Source organism: Pseudomonas sp. R3-57 (genome assembly GCF_051132065.1).
Classification (GTDB): Bacteria; Pseudomonadota; Gammaproteobacteria; order Pseudomonadales; family Pseudomonadaceae; genus Aquipseudomonas.
Map to the genome: position 1 here is coordinate 1,941,819 of NZ_CP071655.1, position 21,147 is coordinate 1,962,965.

The window sequence follows — 21,147 nt, forward strand, 5'->3', positions numbered from 1 at the left end:
GGCGGTCAGAAGCGGCTGACGCCGAAGCTGTTGGGTTGCAGCTTACGAACGTCGGCTTCGTGGCAGATGTCCAGCAGATAGCCGAGCAGGGTGCGCGTGTCGCGCGGGTCGATCAGCCCGTCGTCCCACAGGTTGGCGCTGCCGTAGAGCGCCGTGGACTGGCTGTCGAGTTTCTGCGCGGTGACCTGTTCGAGCATGTCGAGCATTTTCGGGTCCGGCACCAGGCCGTCCTTCAATTGCTTGGCTTCGGTGACGATCCGCAGCACCTTGCCGGCCTGCGCACCGCCCATCACTGCCGTGCGGCTGTTCGGCCAGGCGAAAATGAAGCGTGGATCGAGACCGCGTCCGCACATCGCATAGTTGCCGGCACCGTAGGAGCCACCGACTACCAGCGTCAGTTTAGGCACCCGCGCATTGGCCACCGCTTGAATCAGTTTCGAGCCGTGTTTGATCACGCCTTGCTGTTCCGATTCGGTGCCGACCATGAAGCCTGTGGTGTTGTGGAAAAACAGCAGCGGGATCTGGCTCTGGTCGCACAACTGGATGAACTGCGCCGCTTTGCTCGCACCGTTGGGGGTGATCGGGCCGTTGTTACCGATGAAACCGCAGGCGCGGCCCTGAATCTTCAGATGACCGCACAGGGTCTGCTGATCGTATTCGCCCTTGAACTCGACGAAGTTCGATTCGTCAGCGATGCGCGCGATGATTTCGCGCACGTCATAGGGCTTTTTCGGATCGTCCGGGATCAGCCCGAGCAATTCGTCGATGGAGTAGAGCGGCTCTTTAAATTGCGGTTCCGGCAGCCACGGCAGTTGTTCGTTCCATGGCAGCATGCGCAGGATGTCGCGCACCTGACGCACGCCATCGGCATCGTTTTCCGCCAGGTACTCGGCGGTCCCGGCGACCTGCGCGTGCATCTCGGCGCCGCCGAGTTCTTCGTCAGTGGCGACTTCACCGGTGGCCGCCTTGAGCAGCGGTGGGCCAGCGAGAAACAGCTTGGCCTTGCCGCGCACCACCACCACATAATCCGACAAACCGGTCTGATAGGCGCCGCCAGCGGTAGCCGAACCATGCACCACGGTAATCTGCGGCAAACCCAGCGCCGACAGCCGCGCCTGATTGGCAAAGCTGCGCGCGCCTTCGACGAAAATCTCCGCGGCGTAATTGAGATTGGCACCGCCGCTTTCGGCGAGGGTGATCATCGGCAGTTTGTTTTCCAGGGCGATCTGTTGCAGGCGCAGGGATTTTTTCAGGCCGCTGGGCGAGATCGTCCCGCCCTTGATCGCGCTGTTGTTGGCCACCACCATCGCGCGAATACCGCAGACGTAACCGATGCCAGCGATCAAGCCGCCACCGGCCGCGCTGCCGTCCTTGTCGTCGTGCAGTTTGTAGCCGGCCAGACTCGCCAGTTCCAGAAACGGCGCGCCGGGGTCGAGCAGCAGGTTCAGCCGTTCGCGTGGTAACAATTGCCCGCGCTGAGCGAATTTCGCCTTGGCTTCGGCGGCCTTGTTCAGCAGGTTCTGTTCCAGCTGTTGCACGTGTTCGATGACAGCGAGCATCGCCGCACGGTTGCGTGCAAAGGCTTCGCTGTGCGGGTCGAGTTGCGAGTGGATCTGCGCCATGGCTTATTCCTTGTCCTTGAGCACGTCAGGCAAATACGCCCGATGAAATCCGTTGAACGACTCGCTGTGCGTGGCTTTATGCAGGGGCCAGGCGCGACTGCCGAGGCTGGCCGCGCCGTCGATTTTCAAGGTGCTGCCGCTGATGAACGCCGCCGCCGGGCTGAGCAGAAACACGATCGCCGCGCTGACTTCCGATTCGGTGCCGATACGCTTGAGCGGCACATGCTCACGCAAGGTCGGAATCACCGCTTTGAACGCGCCCTGATAAGTGTCCATGCCGCTGGAAGCGATCCAGCCCGGCGCCACCGCATTGACTCGAACCCCGGCGTAACCCCACTCGACGGCCGCGGTTTTGGTGAAGTTGTCCATGCCCGAGCGCGCAGCGCCAGAGTGGCCCATGCCGGGCATGCCACCCCACATATCGGCGAGCATGTTGACGATGTTGCCGCCATGTTTGCTCATCGACTGGTTGAACACTTCCCGCGCCATCAGAAATCCACCGACCAGATTGGTCCGCAGCACGGTCTCGAAACCTTTCTGATTGATCGACGCCAGCGGCGACGGATACTGGCCGCCGGCATTGTTGACCAAACCGTGAATCGGCCCGTGTGCGGCGATCAGCTCACTGACCAGCTGTTTTACCGCTTCTTCATCGCGGATATCGCAGGCCTGCCAGTGCGCGCGGCCTCCGTCCTCGGCAATTTCGGCGGCAACGCGTTCGAGCTTTTCAGGCTTGCGCCCGACCAGCAACACGTTGGCGCCAAGCGCCGCCAGTTCATGCGCGGTGCAACGGCCGATGCCGCTGCCGCCACCGGTGACGATAATGCTCTGGCCGCTGAACAGCCCGGCCTGGAAAATCGATGCGTACGCCATGAAGCTCAACCTCTAGTCGAGTTGTTCGGCGATGCTCTGCGGCACCGCGATGCGGATTTCCAAAAGTTGCTGGGCGAAGGCCTTGCCTTGCGGATCGATGCGCAGACTGGCGACACCGCCGCCGCCGAGGGCGTTTTCCAGCAGGAAGTTGAGGCTGTGGGTGCCGGGCAGATACCAGCGCTCGACCCGGCCGTTATGCGGGTCGAGCACATGGCTCATCCAGTCTGCGACCACCGCTGGCGTCAGCGCTGCGGCGATCCACGGCAGATATTCGGGTTTGCGCGGCATGACGCCGATGTTGCTGTGATTGCCTTTGTCGCCGGAACGCGCGACCGCGAGTTTGACCAACGGCACAGAAGCATCGGCGCGGCCCTGCGGTTCGGGCGGTTGATGGGGCAGGGCTGAGGTCGGGTTTTGCGTTACGGCAGGTACCGGCAGGCTGCACGGATGACGTTCGCCAGCCATGTCGACGTGCAGTGTGCAGACGCTTTTATCGATCAGAAACGAAAACAGGCGGATCAGCGGGTACACCGTCGGACGACCGCCGACGATGCCGGTCAACCCCGGCGCCATGCCCGTTGCGGCCTGAGCGATTTCCCTGGAAAAAAGAACCAGCGCTCGTTTGTCCGGGTGGCGCACGGCGAGTTTGATCACCACTTCGCGGCTGTCCTGACGCTGACCATGCGGGCCGTAAGTGGCCTCGCTGCCGAGCAGTTCGACGTGGGTTTCGCTGTAGGGCGCCCAGCCGCGCTGGCTGAGCATTTCCGCAGTTTTGGCGAGGATCGCCTGACTCACTCGCTGCGCCTTGGCGACCGCATCGATTCCAGCGATCAGGCAACTGGCGGTGCAGCGAAAGCCGTCTGGGTAAGTCGCGCTGACCTTGTATTGATCGCTGGGTGGCAGGCCTTTGGCACCGTGCACATGGACGGCGTTTTTGCCGTGTTGCCGCAGTTCGACCTGAGTGAAAGCACAGATCACATCGGGCAGCCGATACGCCTGTGGATCGCCGATTTCATAGAGCATCTGTTCGCCGACGGTCAGCGCTGTGATCAGGCCGCCGCTGCCTTCGGGTTTGCTGACGGTGAACTGACCGTCGGCGCTGACCTCGACGATCGGAAAACCGATGTGTTCGTAATCCGGCACGTCGCGCCAATCGGTGAAGTTGCCGCCGGTGCATTGCGCGCCGCATTCGATGATGTGCCCGGCCAGTGCGGCCTGGGCGAGTTTGTCGTAGTCGTGCCACGACCAGCCGAACTCGTGCACCAGCGCCGCGCTGACCACGGCGCTGTCGACTACCCGCCCAGTGATGACGATGTCGGCGCCTAGTTTTAGCGCTTCGACGATGCCCGGCGCGCCAAGGTAAGCATTGGTCGAGACGCACAACGGCGGCAGCGGGGCACCCGTAAACATTTCAGTGATACCGCTGAGCTGGCGCAGTTGAGGCTGCAGGTCATCGCCGAGCAGCACAGCGATTTTCAACGCGACGCCGGCGCGATCACACGCGGCTTGCAGGGCTGCCGCACAAGCGTGTGGATTGACCCCACCGGCATTGCTGATTACGCGAATGTTCTGCTCGGCCAATTGCGCCAGCAGCGGGGTCAGCACTTCGATGAAATCAGTGGCGTAGCCGGCCTGTAGGTCTTTCATGCGTGCGCCGGCCATGATCGACATCGTGATCTCGGCCAGATAATCGAACACCAGATAATCCAGGCGCCCGCCGGCGACCAGTTGCGCGGCGGCGGTCGACGTGTCGCCCCAGAAGGCGCTGGCGCATCCGATCCGCACGGTATTTGGCATTTTTATCTCCGACTCAGCGATCTGCGACAGAAGTGTCTGGAGGCTACCAAGCAAGCGCTTGGTTTGTAAACAGTTGAAACTATCTTCTGCCCAAGCGCTTGCTTGGTTGCCGCTGGCGGCTTAAATTGCGCGCAACCCTGCGGTTTCAGGGGGCAAGACACTGATCGACTGTAGGAGAGAACGGGTGGACGAGCAAAAAGCCTTGAGGGTCATGCGCGATTTGGTCGACAGTGGCCAGTTGACCGACCCCGACAGCGCGCGCGGCAAATTGCTGCAAGTGGCGGCTCACCTGTTCCGCAACAAAGGTTACGAACGCACCACCGTGCGCGATCTGGCCGGCGCGGTCGGCATCCAGTCGGGGAGCATTTTTCATCACTTCAAAAGCAAGGACGAGATCCTGCGCGCGGTGATGGAAGAAACCATTCGCTACAACACTGCACTGATGCGCGCGGCGCTGGCCGACGCCGCCGATGTGCGCGAACGCGTGCTGGCGCTGATTCGCTGCGAATTGCAGTCGATCATGGGCGGCAGCGGCGAGGCCATGGCGGTGCTGGTCTACGAGTGGCGCTCGCTGTCCGAAGAAGGCCAGGCCAAAGTGCTGGCGCTGCGCGACGTCTACGAAGACATCTGGTTGCAAGTACTGGGCGAAGCCAAGGACGCCGGATTTATCCGTGGCGACGTTTTTATTACCCGACGTTTCCTGACTGGCGCACTGTCCTGGACCACGACCTGGTTCCGTGCCGGCGGCAGTTTGAGCCTCGATCAGCTGGCCGACGAGGCGCTGATTCTGGTCCTCGAAGAGCGCTGAGGCACTTTCTATCCGGCCGGGAAACTGGCTAACTGGGCGAAACCGCCTAGCTTGAATGCATTGATCGGTATTTTTTCGGGGAGTGGGGTGTTTTGAAGTCTTTGCCAATTCGGACCGTCGCGGGGTTGATGCTCGCAGCGCTGGCTGCATTATGGGTATTGCCCGCTCAGGCCGCGCAATTGGTCCGGGTCGGCGCGGCGCATTTTCCGCCCTACACCATTCGCCCGGAAAACGGCGCCGACACCGGTCTGCTGCCGCAATTGGTCGAGGCGCTGAACCGGCTGCAAAGCGACTATCAGTTCGTTCTGGTGCCCACGTCGATTCCCCGGCGTTTCGGAGATTTCAAGCAGGGCCGGATCGACATGGCGATCTTCGAGAACCCTGAATGGGGCTGGAAAGACATTCCCCACAGCGATGTCGATATGGGCCTGGAAGATGCCGAGATTTTTGTCGCACAACGCGCAGATGGCCGTCAGCAGAACTATTTCGCCGACCTCAACGGCAAGCGCCTGGCGCTGTTCAGCGGCTATCACTACGAATTCGCTGCCTTCAACGCCGACCCCAAATTCCTCGCGCAGCAATTCAACGCGACGCTGACCTATTCCCACGACAGCAACCTGCTGATGGTGCTGCGCTCACGCGCCGACATCGCTCTGGTGACCCGCTCGTACCTCAGTGATTACCTGCTGCGTAACGAGAAGGTCCGTGATGAGTTGCTCGTCTCGCAGCGCGTCGATCAGATCTACCACCACTATGCGATTCTGCGCCCGACGGCACCGATCAGCGGCGCGGCGTTCGGCAAGCTGTTGCAGGGGCTGCGCGACAACGGCGACATGCTGAAGATTTTCGATCCTTACAAAATCGCCGTGGTGCCAGTGCTCAATCGCTGAGCGCCATTTGCGCTGAAAGCCTAAATTTCCGCCTGCCGCTGACGTCACATCGTCTAACTGTCGACGATTATCGTGAGCCCGCCCCATGTCCAATCTGCATGACCTGACTGCCCTGGCCTTGCCTTCGGGCAGTCAACTGATCGCTGATGCCAGCGAAAGCCGTTTGAGCCTGAGCCTCGACGGCCAGCCGCTGATTCGCCTGCGCCTTGATCGCGACGCGAAGGGCCCGATCCAGATCGATGAGCGCTTTGCCTTGCCGCCGGGGCAAGCGCTGTGGGCGGCCTGTTATTGGCTGTTTGCGCGCGATCCGGCGTGTCAGCAACTGACCTGGCAACTGGATCAGCCACCGACCGAGGCCTTGCTCAGCGGTTTGCTGATCAGCACCGGGGTGGCCGGCGAATATCGCTGCGAGCGCACGCTGTTCTGGCAATTGCCGCAACCCTGGCTCGGCCAGTCGTTGACCGGCAGTTATCCGCAACAAATGATCATCAGCGAAGGCAAACGCCATCCCCGGCGCCCGGTCAAACCGCGCGGTGAAGTCTATCGGCGTTTCGACGCACGGCTTGGCGCGTGGATTTCCCTGCGCACCGTCGAAATTGAAAATGATCTGCCGCGCTTCAACCGTTGGCAGAACAGCCCGCGGGTGGCCAGTTTCTGGCAGGAGGAGGGCAGCCTCGACAAGCACCGCGAGTACCTCAGTAAACTCGACGCCGACCCGCACACGCTGACCTTGATCGGCTGTTTCGACGATCAGCCGTTTGCCTATTTCGAAGCTTATTGGGCCAAGGAAGATCGCATCGCGCCGTTCTATGACGCCGATGATTACGATCGCGGCATCCACATGCTGGTCGGTGAGGAAAACCACCGCGGCCCGCACAAAGTGGCGAGCTGGTTATCGGCGCTGGTGCATTACCTGTTTCTTGATGATCCGCGCACGCAACGGGTGGTCGCCGAACCGCGCGCCGACAACGCGAAGATGATCGGCCATATGCACAACCAGTGTTTTCACTGCGAGAAGGAATTCGACTTTCCGCACAAGCGCGCGGCGCTGATGATGTTGGGGCGTGAGCGGTTTTTTGATCGCTGCAAGCTGGCTTGATGATCGAGTGATCTTGGGGCCGCTATCGTCAGCAGGGCTGGCTCCCACACCGGGTTTGTGTCGTCCACGACCCCCCTGTGGGAGCTAGCCCTGCTAGCGATTGAATACACCACAAATCCTGCTGTTTACCTGCGACCCACAGCCACCGTATCGCGCCGACTGCCCGAAACCTTGCGGCAGTGCACCAGTGCATCACGAATCATGAAGTTGACCAGGGTCGGCGAGACGCCGAGTTCCTTGGCGATGTCCTTTTGCGGCACGCCGTGCAGGCGGTACATCTCGAACGCATAGCGTGTGCGGCTGGGCAGTTCGGTCAGCGCGTCGGCAATGTTTTCCAGGGTTGAGAAATTGATGTGCGAGGTTTCCGGCGAAGCACCCTGGACCACCACGTTCAGCCCTTCCTCTTCAGGGCCGGAGTATTTCTGCTCGAGCGCCTGTTTGCGGTAGTGATCGATGGCGAGGTTGCGCACGATCTGGAACAGATAACTCAGTTGCGCCTTGATCGACGAGGTGATCGGTGGCGCCGATTGCAGGCGGAAAAACGCATCCTGCACCACGTCCTCGGCGCGCGAACGACAACCGGTAATGCGCGCGGCGATCTTGACCAGAATCAGCCGATTGTCGACGAATGCCTGAAGTAGCGGTGAATCGCACCTGCTTGTGGATACTTGTTCCGTCATGGAAATCACCTTGCTGCCAAATTGGTTAGTGGGACGCCCCTGGGGGCAGGGCTGTCCTACACATCGAGCGACAAATTATGTTGAATGATAATGATTGTCAATTGAGAAAGAGAACTAATGCTGCAAGCAATTGTGTTTTGCGAACTGCGACACGCCGCCGCACCCCGGCCCCGTTGAGGGGCGCGTCTGTCGACTAATTATTTGCAGACGTCATCCGTTCTCATCTGTGAATGGCTGCGGGTATTGCTCCCCGCCAGACAGCATTCCGATGCCTTGCGCGGTCGGCACAGACCGCGCCCCTGCACGCCTTTTCGCAAGGCGTGACGTCGCAACCCGATTCCATCAGCAAGCCGAATTCAGGCAGGAAACCTCATGACCGACGCGTTCGAACTCCCCAGCACCCTGGTCCATGCCCTTCAGCGCCGCGCGGCCCTGACGCCGGATCGACTGGCCTTGCGTTTTCTTGCCGAAAACCAGGAGCAGGCTGTGGTACTCAGTTATCGCGAACTCGATCAGCGGGCGCGGACCATCGCCGCCGCGTTGCAGGCTGAGGCGCAATCGGGCGACCGCGCGGTGTTGCTGTTTCCCAGCGGCCCGGATTACGTCGCGGCGTTTTTTGGTTGCCTGTATGCCGGCGTAATCGCAGTGCCGGCCTACCCGCCAGAATCGGCACGGCGTCATCATCAGGAACGCTTGCTGTCGATCATTGCCGATGCCGAACCGCGCCTGTTGCTGACCAGCGCCGATCTGCGCGAGGCCTTGCAGCAGATCGAAGGCGCGCCGCCGCTGCTGTGCGTCGACAGCCTCGACGAGGCGCTGGCGCAAAACTGGCGCGAGCCGACGCTGACTGCCGATCACATCGCCTTTCTGCAATACACCTCCGGCTCCACGGCATTGCCCAAAGGCGTGCAGGTCAGCCACGGTAATCTGGTCGCCAACGAACAGTTGATCCGCCACGGTTTCGGCATCGACGTCAATCCGGACGACGTGATCGTCAGCTGGCTGCCGCTGTACCACGACATGGGCCTGATCGGTGGTTTACTGCAGCCGATCTTCAGCGGCGTGCCGTGCGTTTTGATGTCGCCGGCGTATTTCCTCGGTCGACCGTTGCGCTGGCTGGAAGCGATCAGTGAATACGGCGGCACCATCAGTGGCGGGCCGGATTTTGCCTATCGGCTGTGCAGCGAGCGGGTCAGCGAATCCGCCCTGGCGCGTCTCGACCTGAGCCGCTGGCGCGTGGCGTATTCCGGCTCCGAGCCGATCCGCCTCGACAGCCTCGAACGCTTCGCCGAAAAGTTTGCCGCGTGCGGTTTCAGCACTGACAGTTTCATGGCCTCGTACGGCTTGGCCGAAGCCACACTGTTCGTCGCCGGCACGCCGCGCGGCACCGGCATTCCAGTGTTGCGTGTCGACGATCAAGCCTTGGCGCAGAACCGCGCCGAGCCGGGTGATGGCAGCGCGATCATGAGCTGCGGCATCAGCCAGCCGGAGCACGCGGTGCTGATCGTCGAACCGAATTCGCTGGAAGAACTGGCGGATAACGCCGTCGGCGAAGTCTGGGCCACCGGGCCGAGCATCGCTCACGGTTACTGGCGCAACCCCGAGGCCAGCGCCAAGACCTTCGTCGAGCACGCCGGCCGCACCTGGCTGCGTACCGGTGACCTGGGGTTTCTGCGCAACGGTGAACTGTTCATCACCGGGCGCCTGAAGGACATGCTGATCGTGCGCGGTCACAACCTCTATCCGCAGGACATCGAGAAGACCGTCGAGAACGAAGTGGAAGTGGTGCGCAAGGGTCGCGTCGCCGCGTTCGCCGTCAATCATGAGGGCGAGGAGGGCATCGGTATCGCTGCGGAAATCAGCCGCAGCGTGCAGAAAATCCTTGCGCCCCAAGCATTGATCAAAGCCATTCGCCAAGCGGTGGCCGAGGCGTATCAACAGGCGCCAAGCGTGGTGGTCCTGCTCAATCCGGGCGCCTTGCCGAAAACCTCCAGCGGCAAATTGCAGCGCTCGGCGTGCCGCAGTGGTCTGGCCGACGGCAGCCTCGACAGCTATGCGCTGTTCCCGTCGACGCCGGCCGAATTCCAAGTCGCGCCAACCAGCGGTTCGGATCTGCAAGCGCGGATCGGGCAGATCTGGGCCGAGCAGCTGAACGTCGAACAGGTCGCTAGTGACGACCACTTTTTTCTGCTCGGCGGCAATTCGATTGCGGCCACGCAAGTGATCGCCCGGGTGCGCGAAGAACTCGCGCTGGAGCTGAACCTGCGTCTGCTGTTCGAAGCACCAACCCTGTCCGCATTCACCGCTGCGGTGGCGCAACAGCAACAGGCCGGTGGCAGCATCCAAGGTGTAATCGCCGCGTTATCGCGCAGCGAGCCGATGCCGCAATCGCTGGCGCAAAACCGCTTGTGGATTACCTGGCAACTTGACCCGCACAGCAGCGCCTACAACATTCCGGGTGCCTTGCGCTTGCGCGGCGAACTCGACGAGGTCGCCCTGCGCAGCAGTTTTCAGCACCTGATCGAGCGCCACGAATCCCTGCGCACTCGCTTCTTCGAGCGCGACGGCGTCGCCTTGCAACAAGTGCTGGCGGCAGGCGAGTTCAATCTGCAAGTGATCGACCTCAGCGACGTGCCAGCCAACGAGCGCGAAACCCGCGCACAGCAGATCCGCGAAGACCAGGCGCAAACGCAATTCGATCTGGAAAAAGGCCCGCTGCTCAGCGTGAGCCTGATTCGCCTCGACGACGAAGATCACCAATTGCTGGTGACGATGCACCACATCATTGCCGACGGTTGGTCGCTGAACATCCTGCTCGACGAGTTCTCGCGCCTGTACGCCGCCGCCAGCCAAGGCGCGACGGCCGAGCTGCCAGCGCTGCCCATGCAATACGCCGACTACGGCAACTGGCAGCGCCAATGGCTGGCACAAGGCGAGGGCGAGCGGCAACTGGCGTACTGGCAAGCACAACTGGGCGACGAGCACCCGGCACTGGAACTGGCCACCGATCACCCACGCTCCGCCCAGCAACAACACAGCGCAGCGCGACATAGTCGGCGTCTGGAGGCGAGCCTCAGCGCAGCCATCCGCAACACCGCGCAGGCGCATGAATCAACCACCTTCATGCTGTTGCTCGCCGCTTGGCAAAGCCTGTTGTATCGCTACAGCGGTCAGCGCGACATTCGCATCGGCGTGCCCAACGCCAACCGTCCGCGGCTCGATACCCAAGGGCTGATCGGCTTCTTCATCAACACCCAGGTGCTGCGTGGGCAGATCGACCCGCGTCAGTCGTTCGGCGAATTGTTGGCCGAGACACGCCTGGCGGCACTCGGCGCACAAGCGCATCAGGATCTGCCGTTCGAACAACTGCTCGAAGCTTTTCCGCAGGCCCGCGAACACGGGCTGTTTCAGGTCATGTTCAATCATCAGCAGCGCGACCTCAGTGCGCTCAAGCGCTTGCCGGGGCTGCTCGCCGAAGAGCTGCCGTGGCACAGCCGCGAAGCCAAGTTCGACCTGCAATTGCACAGCGAAGAAGACCGCAACGGGCGTCTGACCCTGTCCTTCGATTACGCCAGCGAACTGTTCGATGCGGCAACCATCGAGCGACTGGCCGAGCATTTCTGCAACCTGTTGCGCGATGCCTGCGAGCACCCGCAGCAGGCGATCGGCGAGCTGCAATTGCTGGCGCCCGATGAGCAGCAACACCAGCAACAGTGGAGCGCAGAACCCTGCACCCCGGCGCAACAATGGCTGCCGGAACTCCTCAATCTACAGGCAGGCCTGACCCCGCAGCGCACCGCGCTGGTGTGGGACGGCGGCAGCCTCGATTTCGCTGAACTGCATGCCCAGGCCAACCGCCTCGCGCATTATTTGCGTGACAAAGGCGTCGGCCCGGATGTCTGCGTGGCGATTGCTGCCGAGCGTTCGCCGCAACTGCTGATCGGTCTGTTGGCCATCATCAAGGCTGGCGGTGCCTACGTGCCGCTGGACCCGGAGTACCCGGCCGAGCGCCTGGCCTACATGCTGCGCGACAGCGGCGTCGAATTGCTCCTGACCCAGACCCGACTGCTCGAGCGCCTGCCGGCCAGCGACGGCGTCAGTGTGATCGCCATGGACGCGTTGCATCTGGAGAACTGGCCGAGCCAGGCACCGGGTCTGCACCTGCATGGCGACAACCTCGCTTACGTGATTTACACCTCGGGTTCCACCGGCCAGCCAAAAGGCGTCGGCAATACTCACGCGGCACTGGCCGAACGTCTGCAGTGGATGCAGAACACCTACCGTCTCGATGAAACCGATGTGCTGATGCAAAAAGCGCCGATCAGTTTTGACGTCTCGGTGTGGGAATGTTTCTGGCCTTTGATCACTGGTGCGCGGTTGTTGCTCGCCGGGCCCGGTGAACATCGCGATCCGCATCGCATCGCCCAGCTCGTGCAGCAGTTTGGCGTGACCACGCTGCATTTCGTGCCGCCGCTGCTGGCGCTGTTCATCGACGAACCGCTGAGCGTCGAATGCACCAGCCTGCGCCGGGTTTTTTCCGGCGGTGAAGCGCTGCCCGCCGAACTGCGCAACCGCGTGCTGGCACAGTTGCCAGCGGTGCAATTGCACAACCGTTATGGCCCGACCGAAACCGCGATCAACGTCACCCACTGGCACTGCACCGCTGCCGATGGCCAGCGTTCGCCGATTGGCCGTCCATTGGGTAACGTGATCTGCCGGGTGCTGGATGCTGATATGAACCCGTTGCCGGCCGGTGTGCCGGGCGAGTTGTGCATCAGCGGCATCGGTCTGGCTCGCGGTTATCTGGGGCGTCCGTCGCTGACTGCCGAACGCTTTGTCGTCGATCCACTGGGCGAGCAGGGCGCACGTTTGTACCGCACTGGCGACCGCGCACGCTGGACCCGTGACGGCGTGATCGAATACCTCGGCCGTCTCGATCAGCAGGTCAAACTGCGCGGCTTTCGCGTCGAGCCGGAAGAAATCCAGGCGCGATTGCTCGCCCAGGAGGGCGTCGCTCAAGCCGTGGTGCTGGTGCGCGAAACGGCTGCCGGCGCGCAACTGATCGGCTACTTCACCGCTAGCGATGCCAGCGAAAATCACGATGAGCAGATCACTCGCCTGAAAGCCGCACTGGCCGCCGAGCTGCCGGAATACATGGTTCCGGCGCAACTGCTACGCCTCGACGCGATGCCGTTGAGCCCCAGCGGCAAACTCGACCGCCGCGCCTTGCCCGAGCCGCAATGGCAGGTGCGCGAGCACGTCGAACCGGTGACCGAACTGCAACAACAGATCGCCGCGATCTGGCGTGAAGTGCTGGGCCTGACCCGGGTCGGCCTGCGTGACGACTTCTTCGCCTTGGGCGGTCATTCGCTGCTGGCCACGCAAATCATCTCGCGCAGCCGTCAGGCCTGCGACGTCGAGCTGCCGCTGCGTACGTTGTTCGAACACAGCGAACTCGCCGATTTCGCCGAGCAGGTTCACCAGATCCAGCTCAGCGGGCGCACCAACGAACAGCCACCGATCGCCAAAGTCGATCGCAGCCAAGCGGTGCCGCTGTCCTATTCGCAACAGCGCATGTGGTTCCTCTGGCAGATGGAACCGGACAGCCCGGCGTACAACGTCGGAGGCATGGCGCGGCTGCGCGGCGTGTTGCACGTCGAGCATTTCGAAGCGGCCCTGCAAGCGCTGGTCCTGCGTCACGAAACCCTGCGCACCACATTCCCCAGCATCGACGGCGTCGCCCGCCAGCAGGTGCATGGCGAAACAGGCGTGCGCATGGGCTGGAAGGATTTCTCCGGATCTGCTGCTCAAGTGCGTGAGCAACAGGTCCAGCAACTGGCTGACGAAGAAGCGCATCGGCCGTTCGATCTGGAAACCGGCCCGCTGCTGCGCGCCTGTCTGGTGAAGACCGCCGAGCAGGAGCATTACTTCGTCCTGACCCTGCACCACATCGTCACCGAAGGCTGGGCAATGGACATTTTCGCCCGCGAACTCAGCGCGTTGTACGAAGCCTTTGTCGATGAGCGCGAATCGCCGCTCGAGCCGTTGCCAGTGCAGTATCTGGACTACAGCGTCTGGCAGCGCCACTGGCTGGAATCCGGCGAGCGTCAGCGTCAGCTCGACTACTGGACCGCGCACCTGGGCCGCGAACATCCATTGCTGGAACTGCCGGGCGATCGTCCACGACCACCGGTACAAAGCCATCGAGGCGAACTGTTCCGCTTCGACCTGAGCGACGACCTCGCCGCGCGCGTGCGGGCATTCAATGCGCAACACGGTCTGACCCTGTTCATGACCATGACGGCTGCGCTCGCTACCTTGCTGTACCGCTACAGCGGCCAGACCGATCTGCGCATCGGCGCGCCGGTGGCCAACCGCATCCGCCCGGAAAGCGAAGGGCTGATCGGGGCGTTCCTCAATACCCAGGTGCTGCGTTGCCAGCTCGACGGCATGATGTCGGTCAGCGAACTGTTCGAGCAGGTACGCCACACGGTGATCGAGGGGCAGTCGCATCAGGACCTGCCTTTCGATCATCTGGTCGAGGCGTTGCAGCCGCCACGCAGTGCCGCGTACAACCCGTTGTTCCAGGTGATGTGCAACGTGCAGCGCTGGGAATTCCAGCAGAGCCGCAGTCTGGCCGGGATGACCGTCGAGTACCTGGCCAACGATGCCCGCGCGACCAAATTCGATCTCAACCTGGAAGTCACCGACCTCGATCAGCGCCTCGGTTGCTGCCTGACCTACAGCACCGATCTGTTCGACGAGCCGACCATTGCGCGCATGGCCAGACATTGGCGCAATCTGCTCGAAGCGCTGATCGCCGATCCGCAACAGCGTCTCAGCGAATTGCCGCTGCTCGATCAGCCCGAACAGCAGCACTTGCTCGACAGCCTGGGTGTCGAGCCGGGCGAGCATCGTCTCGACCAGTGCATTCATCACCTGTTTGCCGAACAAGCGCTGGCGCGTAAAGACGCACCGGCCCTGACCTTCGCCGGGCAAACCCTGAGCTACGCCGAACTCGACGCCCGCGCCAATCGCCTGGCCTGGGCCCTGCGCGAGCGCGGCGTCGGCCCGCAAGTGCGGGTCGGTCTGGCGCTGGAGCGCTCGCTGGAAATGGTCATTGGCCTGCTGGCGATTCTCAAGGCCGGCGGCGCGTATGTGCCGCTCGACCCGGAATACCCGCTCGACCGTCTGCACTACATGATCGAAGACAGCCGCATCGGTCTGCTGCTCAGTGATCGGGCAATGTTCGCCGCCCTCGGTGAGCTGCCGTCCGGCGTCGTGCGCTGGTGCCTGGAAGACGACAGTGTGGCGCTGGCCGATTACCCGGCGACCGAGCTGCCGTTGATCAGCCTGGCGCAGCATCAGGCGTACCTGATCTACACCTCGGGTTCGACCGGAAAACCGAAAGGCGTGGTGGTTTCCCACGGTGAAATCGCCATGCACTGCCAAGCGGTGATCGAACGTTTCGGCATGCGCCCCGACGACTGTGAACTGCACTTCTATTCGATCAACTTCGACGCCGCCACCGAGCGTCTGCTGGTGCCGTTGCTCAGCGGCGCGCAGGTGGTGCTGCGTGCGCAAGGTCAGTGGGACGCGGAAGAAATCTGCGGTTTGATCCGTGACCATCGGATCAACGTGCTCGGTTTCACCCCGAGTTATGGCAGCCAGTTGGCGCAGTTCCTCGCCACGCAAGAGCAAATCCTGCCAGTGCGGATGATCATTACCGGCGGCGAAGCGCTGACCGGCGAACACCTGCAACGGATTCGTGCAGCCTTCAAACCGGCGCTGTTCTTCAATGCCTATGGCCCAACGGAAACCGTGGTCATGCCGTTGGCCAGTCTGGCGCCAGAGGTGCTGGAGGAGGGCGCCGGCAGTGTGCCGATCGGCAGCGTGATCGGTGCGCGCGTGGCGTACATTCTCGACGCTGATCTAGCGCTGGTACCGCAAGGTGCGACCGGTGAATTGTTTGTCGGTGGCGCGGGGCTGGCGCAGGCCTATCACGATCGTCCGGGGATCAGCGCCGAACGTTTTGTCGCCGATCCGTTTGCCGCTGCTGGCGGACGCATGTACCGCACCGGCGATCTGGTGCGCCAGCGAGCCGATGGGCTGGTGGAATATCTGGGGCGTATCGATCATCAAGTGAAAATCCGCGGTTTCCGCATCGAACTCGGTGAAATCGAAACCCGCCTGCTTGATCACGATTCGATTCGCGAAGCCGTGGTACTGGCGCTGGATGCGCCAAGTGGCAAACAACTGGTTGGCTATCTGGTGACCGAAGTCGCCGAGCAAAGCGCAGCCAGCCAGGCCGAACTGCGCGAAGCGCTGAAGGCCCATCTCAAGGCACAGCTACCGGATTACATGGTGCCGACTCACCTGATTCTGCTGGCAAGCATGCCGCTGACCGCCAACGGCAAACTCGACCGCCGCGCCTTGCCCGCGCCGGACCCGGAGCTCAACCGTCAGGATTATGTGGCGCCGAGCAATGAGCTGGAGCAGAGCCTCGCGCAGATCTGGTGCGATGTGCTCAACGTCAAGCAGGTTGGCCTGAACGACAACTTCTTCGAACTCGGCGGCGACTCGATTCTGTCGATTCAGGTGGTCAGCCGCGCGCGTCAACAGGGCATTCATTTCAGCCCGCGGGATCTGTTCCAGCATCAGACCGTGCACAGCCTCGCCGCCGTCGCCAGCCGCACCGAGCGGGTGATAGCCGAGCAGGGTCTGGTGACTGGTGAATCACGCCTGACGCCGATTCAGCATTGGTTCTTCGACACCGACATTCCCCAGCGACAGCACTGGAACCAGGCGTTGCTGCTGGAGCCGAGCGCGGCGCTGCAACCGCAGATTCTGGGGCAAGCGCTGCTGGCAGTAATCGAGCAGCACGATGCGTTGCGTCTGCGTTTCGCCGAGGTCGATGGTCAGTGGCAAGCCACCCATGAGCCACTGTCCGCGGCGAACTTTTTCTGGCACCGCCGCGTCGAGTCGATGGAGGCTTGCCAAGCCTTGTTCGCCGAGGCCCAGCGCAGCCTCGATCTGGCGCAAGGTCCGCTGCTACGGGCGGTGCTGGTCGACGGCCCGCAAGGCCAGCAACGTCTGTTCATGGCAATTCATCACTTGGTGGTCGACGGTGTTTCGTGGCGCGTGTTGCTCGACGATGTACAAACGGTCTATCGCCAGCTCGACGCCGAGCAGCCGCTGCAGCTGCCGGCGAAAACCAGTGCGTTCAAGGACTGGGCCGCGCGTTTGCAGGCCTACGCCGGCAGCGAATCCCTGCGCGAGGAACTGGCTTGGTGGCAGGCCCAACTGGCCGGCCCGAGTATCGATCTGCCGTGTGCGAACCCACAGGGCGGGCGACAGCATCGTCACGCGCAAACCGTCAGCGTGCGCCTCGATGCCGAGCGTACCCGGCAACTGCTGCAACAGGCGCCGAGCGCTTACCGCACGCAGGTCAACGACTTGCTGCTGACCGCGCTGGCCCGTGTGCTGTGCCGTTGGACTGGCGAGGCGTCGGCCCTGATCCAACTGGAAGGCCACGGCCGCGAAACCCTGTTCGACGAGATCGATCTGACCCGCACGGTCGGCTGGTTCACCAGCGCTTACCCGCTGCGCCTGACCCCGTACGGCAGTGAAGAAAGCGCCGGGCAGGGCGCGTCGATCAAAGCGATCAAAGAACAATTGCGTGCAGTGCCGCACAAAGGCCTGGGTTACGGTGTGCTGCGTTATCTGGCTGACGACGCCAGCCGTGCGCGCATGACCGCGCTGCCGAATGCGCCGATCACCTTCAACTACCTCGGCCAATTCGACCAGAGCTTTGCCAGCGACGCGCTGTTCCGTCCGCTCGACGAGCCGCTCGGTGCCGCTCACGATCCGCAGGCGCCGTTGCCCAATGAATTGAGTGTCGACAGTCAGGTCTACGGCGGCGAACTGCAACTGCGCTGGACCTTCAGTGCCGAACGTTTCGACGCCCGGACCATTACCGATCTGGCCAATGCCTACCTGGCTGAGCTGCACAGTCTGATCGCCCATTGCCTGCAAGACGAGGCCGGCGGCCTGACGCCGTCGGACTTCCCGCTGGCGCAACTGACCCAGGCGCAACTCGATGCGCTGCCGGTGCCGGCTGCGCACATCGAGGATGTCTATCCGCTGACGCCGATGCAGGAGGGCATGCTGCTGCACACCTTGCTCGAACCGGGCACCGGTCTGTACTACATGCAGGATCGCTACCGCATCAACAGCGAACTCGACCCCGAGCGTTTTGCCCAGGCGTGGCAAGCGGTGGTCGCCCGGCATGAAGCGTTGCGTGCATCGTTCTGCTGGAACGTCGGCGAAGACATGCTGCAAGTGATCCACACGCCGGGTCGCACGCCGATCGAATACCTGGACTGGAGCACCGTCGCCGAAACCGAGCAGGAACCCCGGCTGCAAGCCTTGCTGAAAAGCGAGCGCGAGGCCGGTTTCGATCTGCTCGCCCAGGCGCCGTTTCATCTGCGCCTGATCAAGGTCGGCGCGGCGCGTTACTGGTTCATGATGAGCAATCACCACATCCTTATCGATGCCTGGTGCCGCTCGTTGCTGATGAACGATTTCTTCGAGATCTACAGCGCCCTCGGTGAAGGTCGCGAAGCGCAGTTGAGCACGCCGCCGCGTTATCGCGATTACATCGGCTGGCTGCAACGCCAGAGCCTGGCCGAGGCGCGGCAGTGGTGGCAGCAGAACCTGCAAGGCTTCGAGCGCACCACACCGATCCCGAGCGACCGTCCGTTCCTGCGTGAACATGCCGGCGAAAGCGGCGGAATGATCGTCGGCGACTGCTACACCCGCCTCAATGTCGAGGACGGTGCGAGGTTGCGCGAACTGGCGCAGGCGCATCAACTGACCATTAACACGTTTGCGCAAGCCGCGTGGGCGCTGGTCCTGCGCCGCCTCAGCGGTGATCGCGACGTGCTGTTCGGCGTCACCGTGGCCGGGCGCCCGGTGGACATGCCGGAAATGCAACGCACTGTCGGTCTGTTCATCAACAGCATTGCGCTGCGGGTGCAGATGCCGGCGGACGATGAGCGCTGCAGCGTGCGGCAATGGCTGAGCGCGCTGCTCGACCGCAACATGCAGTTGCGCGAGTACGAATATCTGCCTTTGGTGAACATTCAGGAACAAAGCGAATTGCCCAAGGGCCAGCCGCTGTTCGACAGCCTGTTCGTCTTTGAAAACGCCCCGGTGGAAGTCTCGGTGCTGGACCGCGCGCAGAGCCTCAACGCGACCTCGGATTCCGGCCGGACCCACACCAACTTCCCGCTGACGGCGGTGTGTTATCCGGGCGATGACCTTGGTCTGCACCTGTCGTATGACCAGCGTTATTTCGACGAGTCGACGGTTGAACGCATGCTCGCTGAGTTCAAGCGTTTGCTGCTGGCGCTGGTCGAGGGTTTCCATGGCGACATGGCCGAGCTGCCGCTGCTCGGTGCGCAGGAGCAGGAGTTCCTGCTGCACGGGTGCAACCAGAGTGCGCAGGAGTATCCGCTGGAGCAGAGTTACGTGGCGCTTTTCGAAGCGCAGGTCGCCGCGCATCCGCAACGCATCGCGGCCAGTTATCTCGATCAACAGCTGAGCTATGCGGAGCTGAACCAGTGCGCCAACCGTCTCGGTCACGCACTGGTCGCCGCCGGGGTGACATTTGATCAACCGGTGGCGCTGCTGGGCGAACGCAATCTCGACCTGCTGGGCATGATCATCGGCAGCTTCAAAGCCGGCGCCGGCTATCTGCCGCTGGACCCGGGCCTGCCGGGCCAGCGCCTGCAACGCATCGTCGAGCTGAGCCGCACGCCGGTACTGGTCTGCGGCGAGGCCTGCCGCGAACAGGCACAAGCGTTGCTCGATGAATGTGGTTGCGCCCATCGTCCCCGGCTGCTGGTCTGGGAAGACCTCCAGGCGGCGGCGACATCGGCGGACAATCCCGGCCTTTACAGCGCCTCGGACAACCTCGCCTACGTGATCTACACCTCGGGTTCCACCGGGCAGCCGAAAGGGGTGATGGTCGAGCAGCGCGGCATGCTCAACAACCAGTTGAGCAAGGTGCCGTATCTGCAGCTGAGCGAAACCGATGTGATCGCGCAGACCGCTTCGCAAAGTTTCGACATTTCGGTCTGGCAGTTCCTCGCCGCGCCGTTGTTCGGCGCGCGGGTCGACATTGTGCCGAACAGCATTGCCCACGATCCGCAAGGTTTGCTGACGCATGTGCAAGCGCAGGGCATCACTGTGCTGGAGAGCGTGCCGTCGCTGATTCAGGGCATGCTTGCTTCCGAGCGCCTGAGCCTGGATGGCTTGCGCTGGATGCTGCCAACCGGTGAAGCAATGCCACCGGAGCTGGCGCACCAATGGCTGCTGCGTTACCCGGACATTGGTCTGGTCAACGCCTATGGCCCGGCCGAGTGCTCGGACGATGTGGCGTTCTTCCGTGTCGACCTCGCATCGACGCGTGGCAGCTATCTGCCGATCGGTACGCCGACCGACAACAACTTGCTGTACCTGCTCGACGGTGCGCTGGAGCTGGTGCCGTTGGGCGCGGAGGGTGAACTCTGCGTGGCCGGCACCGGTGTCGGTCGCGGTTATGTCAGCGATCCGCTACGGACTGCGCCGGTATTCGTACCGAACCCGTTCGGTGCGCCGGGCGAGCGTCTGTATCGCACCGGAGATCTGGCGCGGCGGCGCAGCGATGGCGTGCTGGAATATGTCGGCCGCGTTGACCATCAGGTGAAAATCCGTGGCTACCGTATCGAACTGGGCGAGATCGAAGCACGCCTGCACGAACAGCCGGAAGTGCGCGACGGTGCGGTCGGTGTGCAGGAGGGCGTCAACGGCAAACATCTGGTGGGTTACCTGGTCGCCGCGGATTCCACACTGAGCCCGAACGAACGCCTGGAGCGAATCAAACAGCGCCTGCGCGCCGAATTGCCGGAATACATGGTGCCGTTGCACTGGCTGTGGCTCGATCGACTGCCGCTTAACGCCAACGGCAAGCTCGACCGCAAAGCCTTGCCAACGCTGGAAATCGGCCAGTTGCACAGCCACGACTATCTGGCGCCGCGCAATGAGCTGGAGCAAACGCTGGCGGATATCTGGGCCGAGGTGCTCAAGGTCGACAAGGTCGGCGTGCGCGACAACTTCTTCGAACTGGGCGGGCATTCGTTGCTGGCCACGCAGATCGCCTCGCGGGTGCAGAAAACCCTGCAACGCGACGTGCCGCTGCGGGCGATGTTCGAGTGCAGCACCGTGGAAGAACTGGCCGAGTACATCGACGGACTGGCGGCGAGTGACATCACCGAAGAGAAAGTTGATCGGTTGAATGATCTGATGGCGGAGCTGGAGGGGCTCTAGTTCTTCG

Annotated in this window: 8 protein-coding genes; 4 read left to right on the forward strand and 4 right to left on the reverse strand. The window is 62.6% G+C overall.

Annotated elements, in window-relative coordinates:
* Positions 1-5: 5 nt before the first annotated feature.
* Genes J3P93_RS08915 through J3P93_RS08925 form a run of 3 tightly spaced genes read right to left on the reverse strand, consistent with a single transcriptional unit; the run spans position 6 to position 4,292 of the window.
* Positions 6-1,622 (reverse strand): acyl-CoA carboxylase subunit beta, encoded by a 1,617-nt coding sequence (locus J3P93_RS08915; protein ID WP_434596660.1) that lies wholly within the window; start codon positions 1,620-1,622, stop codon positions 6-8.
* A 3-nt stretch (positions 1,623-1,625) separates the two neighbouring features.
* The gene (locus J3P93_RS08920) at positions 1,626-2,495 is read right to left on the reverse strand and encodes an SDR family oxidoreductase (RefSeq protein ID WP_434596662.1); all 870 of its coding nucleotides are present in this window, start codon (positions 2,493-2,495) and stop codon (positions 1,626-1,628) included.
* Between the two features lie 12 nt (positions 2,496-2,507).
* Entirely contained in the window at positions 2,508-4,292 is a 1,785-nt protein-coding gene (locus J3P93_RS08925) for an acyclic terpene utilization AtuA family protein (protein WP_434596664.1), read from the reverse strand.
* A gap of 184 nt (positions 4,293-4,476) precedes the next feature.
* Here J3P93_RS08925 and J3P93_RS08930 point away from each other — a divergent pair, with 184 nt between their 5' ends.
* The 3 genes from J3P93_RS08930 to J3P93_RS08940 all read left to right on the forward strand — a co-directional run bounded on the left by J3P93_RS08930 (position 4,477) and on the right by J3P93_RS08940 (position 7,089).
* The gene (locus J3P93_RS08930; RefSeq protein WP_090284861.1) at positions 4,477-5,100 is read left to right on the forward strand and encodes a TetR/AcrR family transcriptional regulator; all 624 of its coding nucleotides are present in this window, start codon (positions 4,477-4,479) and stop codon (positions 5,098-5,100) included.
* A 92-nt stretch (positions 5,101-5,192) separates the two neighbouring features.
* Entirely contained in the window at positions 5,193-5,990 is a 798-nt protein-coding gene (locus J3P93_RS08935) for a substrate-binding periplasmic protein (RefSeq protein WP_434596666.1), read from the forward strand.
* An 85-nt stretch (positions 5,991-6,075) separates the two neighbouring features.
* Complete coding sequence (locus tag J3P93_RS08940; RefSeq protein ID WP_434596668.1) at positions 6,076-7,089, forward strand: GNAT family N-acetyltransferase; 1,014 nt, start codon at positions 6,076-6,078, stop codon at positions 7,087-7,089.
* Between the two features lie 125 nt (positions 7,090-7,214).
* On the opposite strand, the gene J3P93_RS08945 is transcribed toward J3P93_RS08940, so the two are convergent.
* Positions 7,215-7,769, reverse strand: coding sequence for an RNA polymerase factor sigma-70 (locus tag J3P93_RS08945; protein ID WP_434596670.1), 555 nt, complete (start codon positions 7,767-7,769; stop codon positions 7,215-7,217).
* Positions 7,770-8,141: 372 nt separating this feature from the next.
* On the opposite strand from J3P93_RS08945, the gene J3P93_RS08950 reads away from it, so the two are divergent.
* Entirely contained in the window at positions 8,142-21,140 is a 12,999-nt protein-coding gene (locus tag J3P93_RS08950) for a non-ribosomal peptide synthetase (protein WP_434596672.1), read from the forward strand.
* Positions 21,141-21,147: the final 7 nt, after the last annotated feature.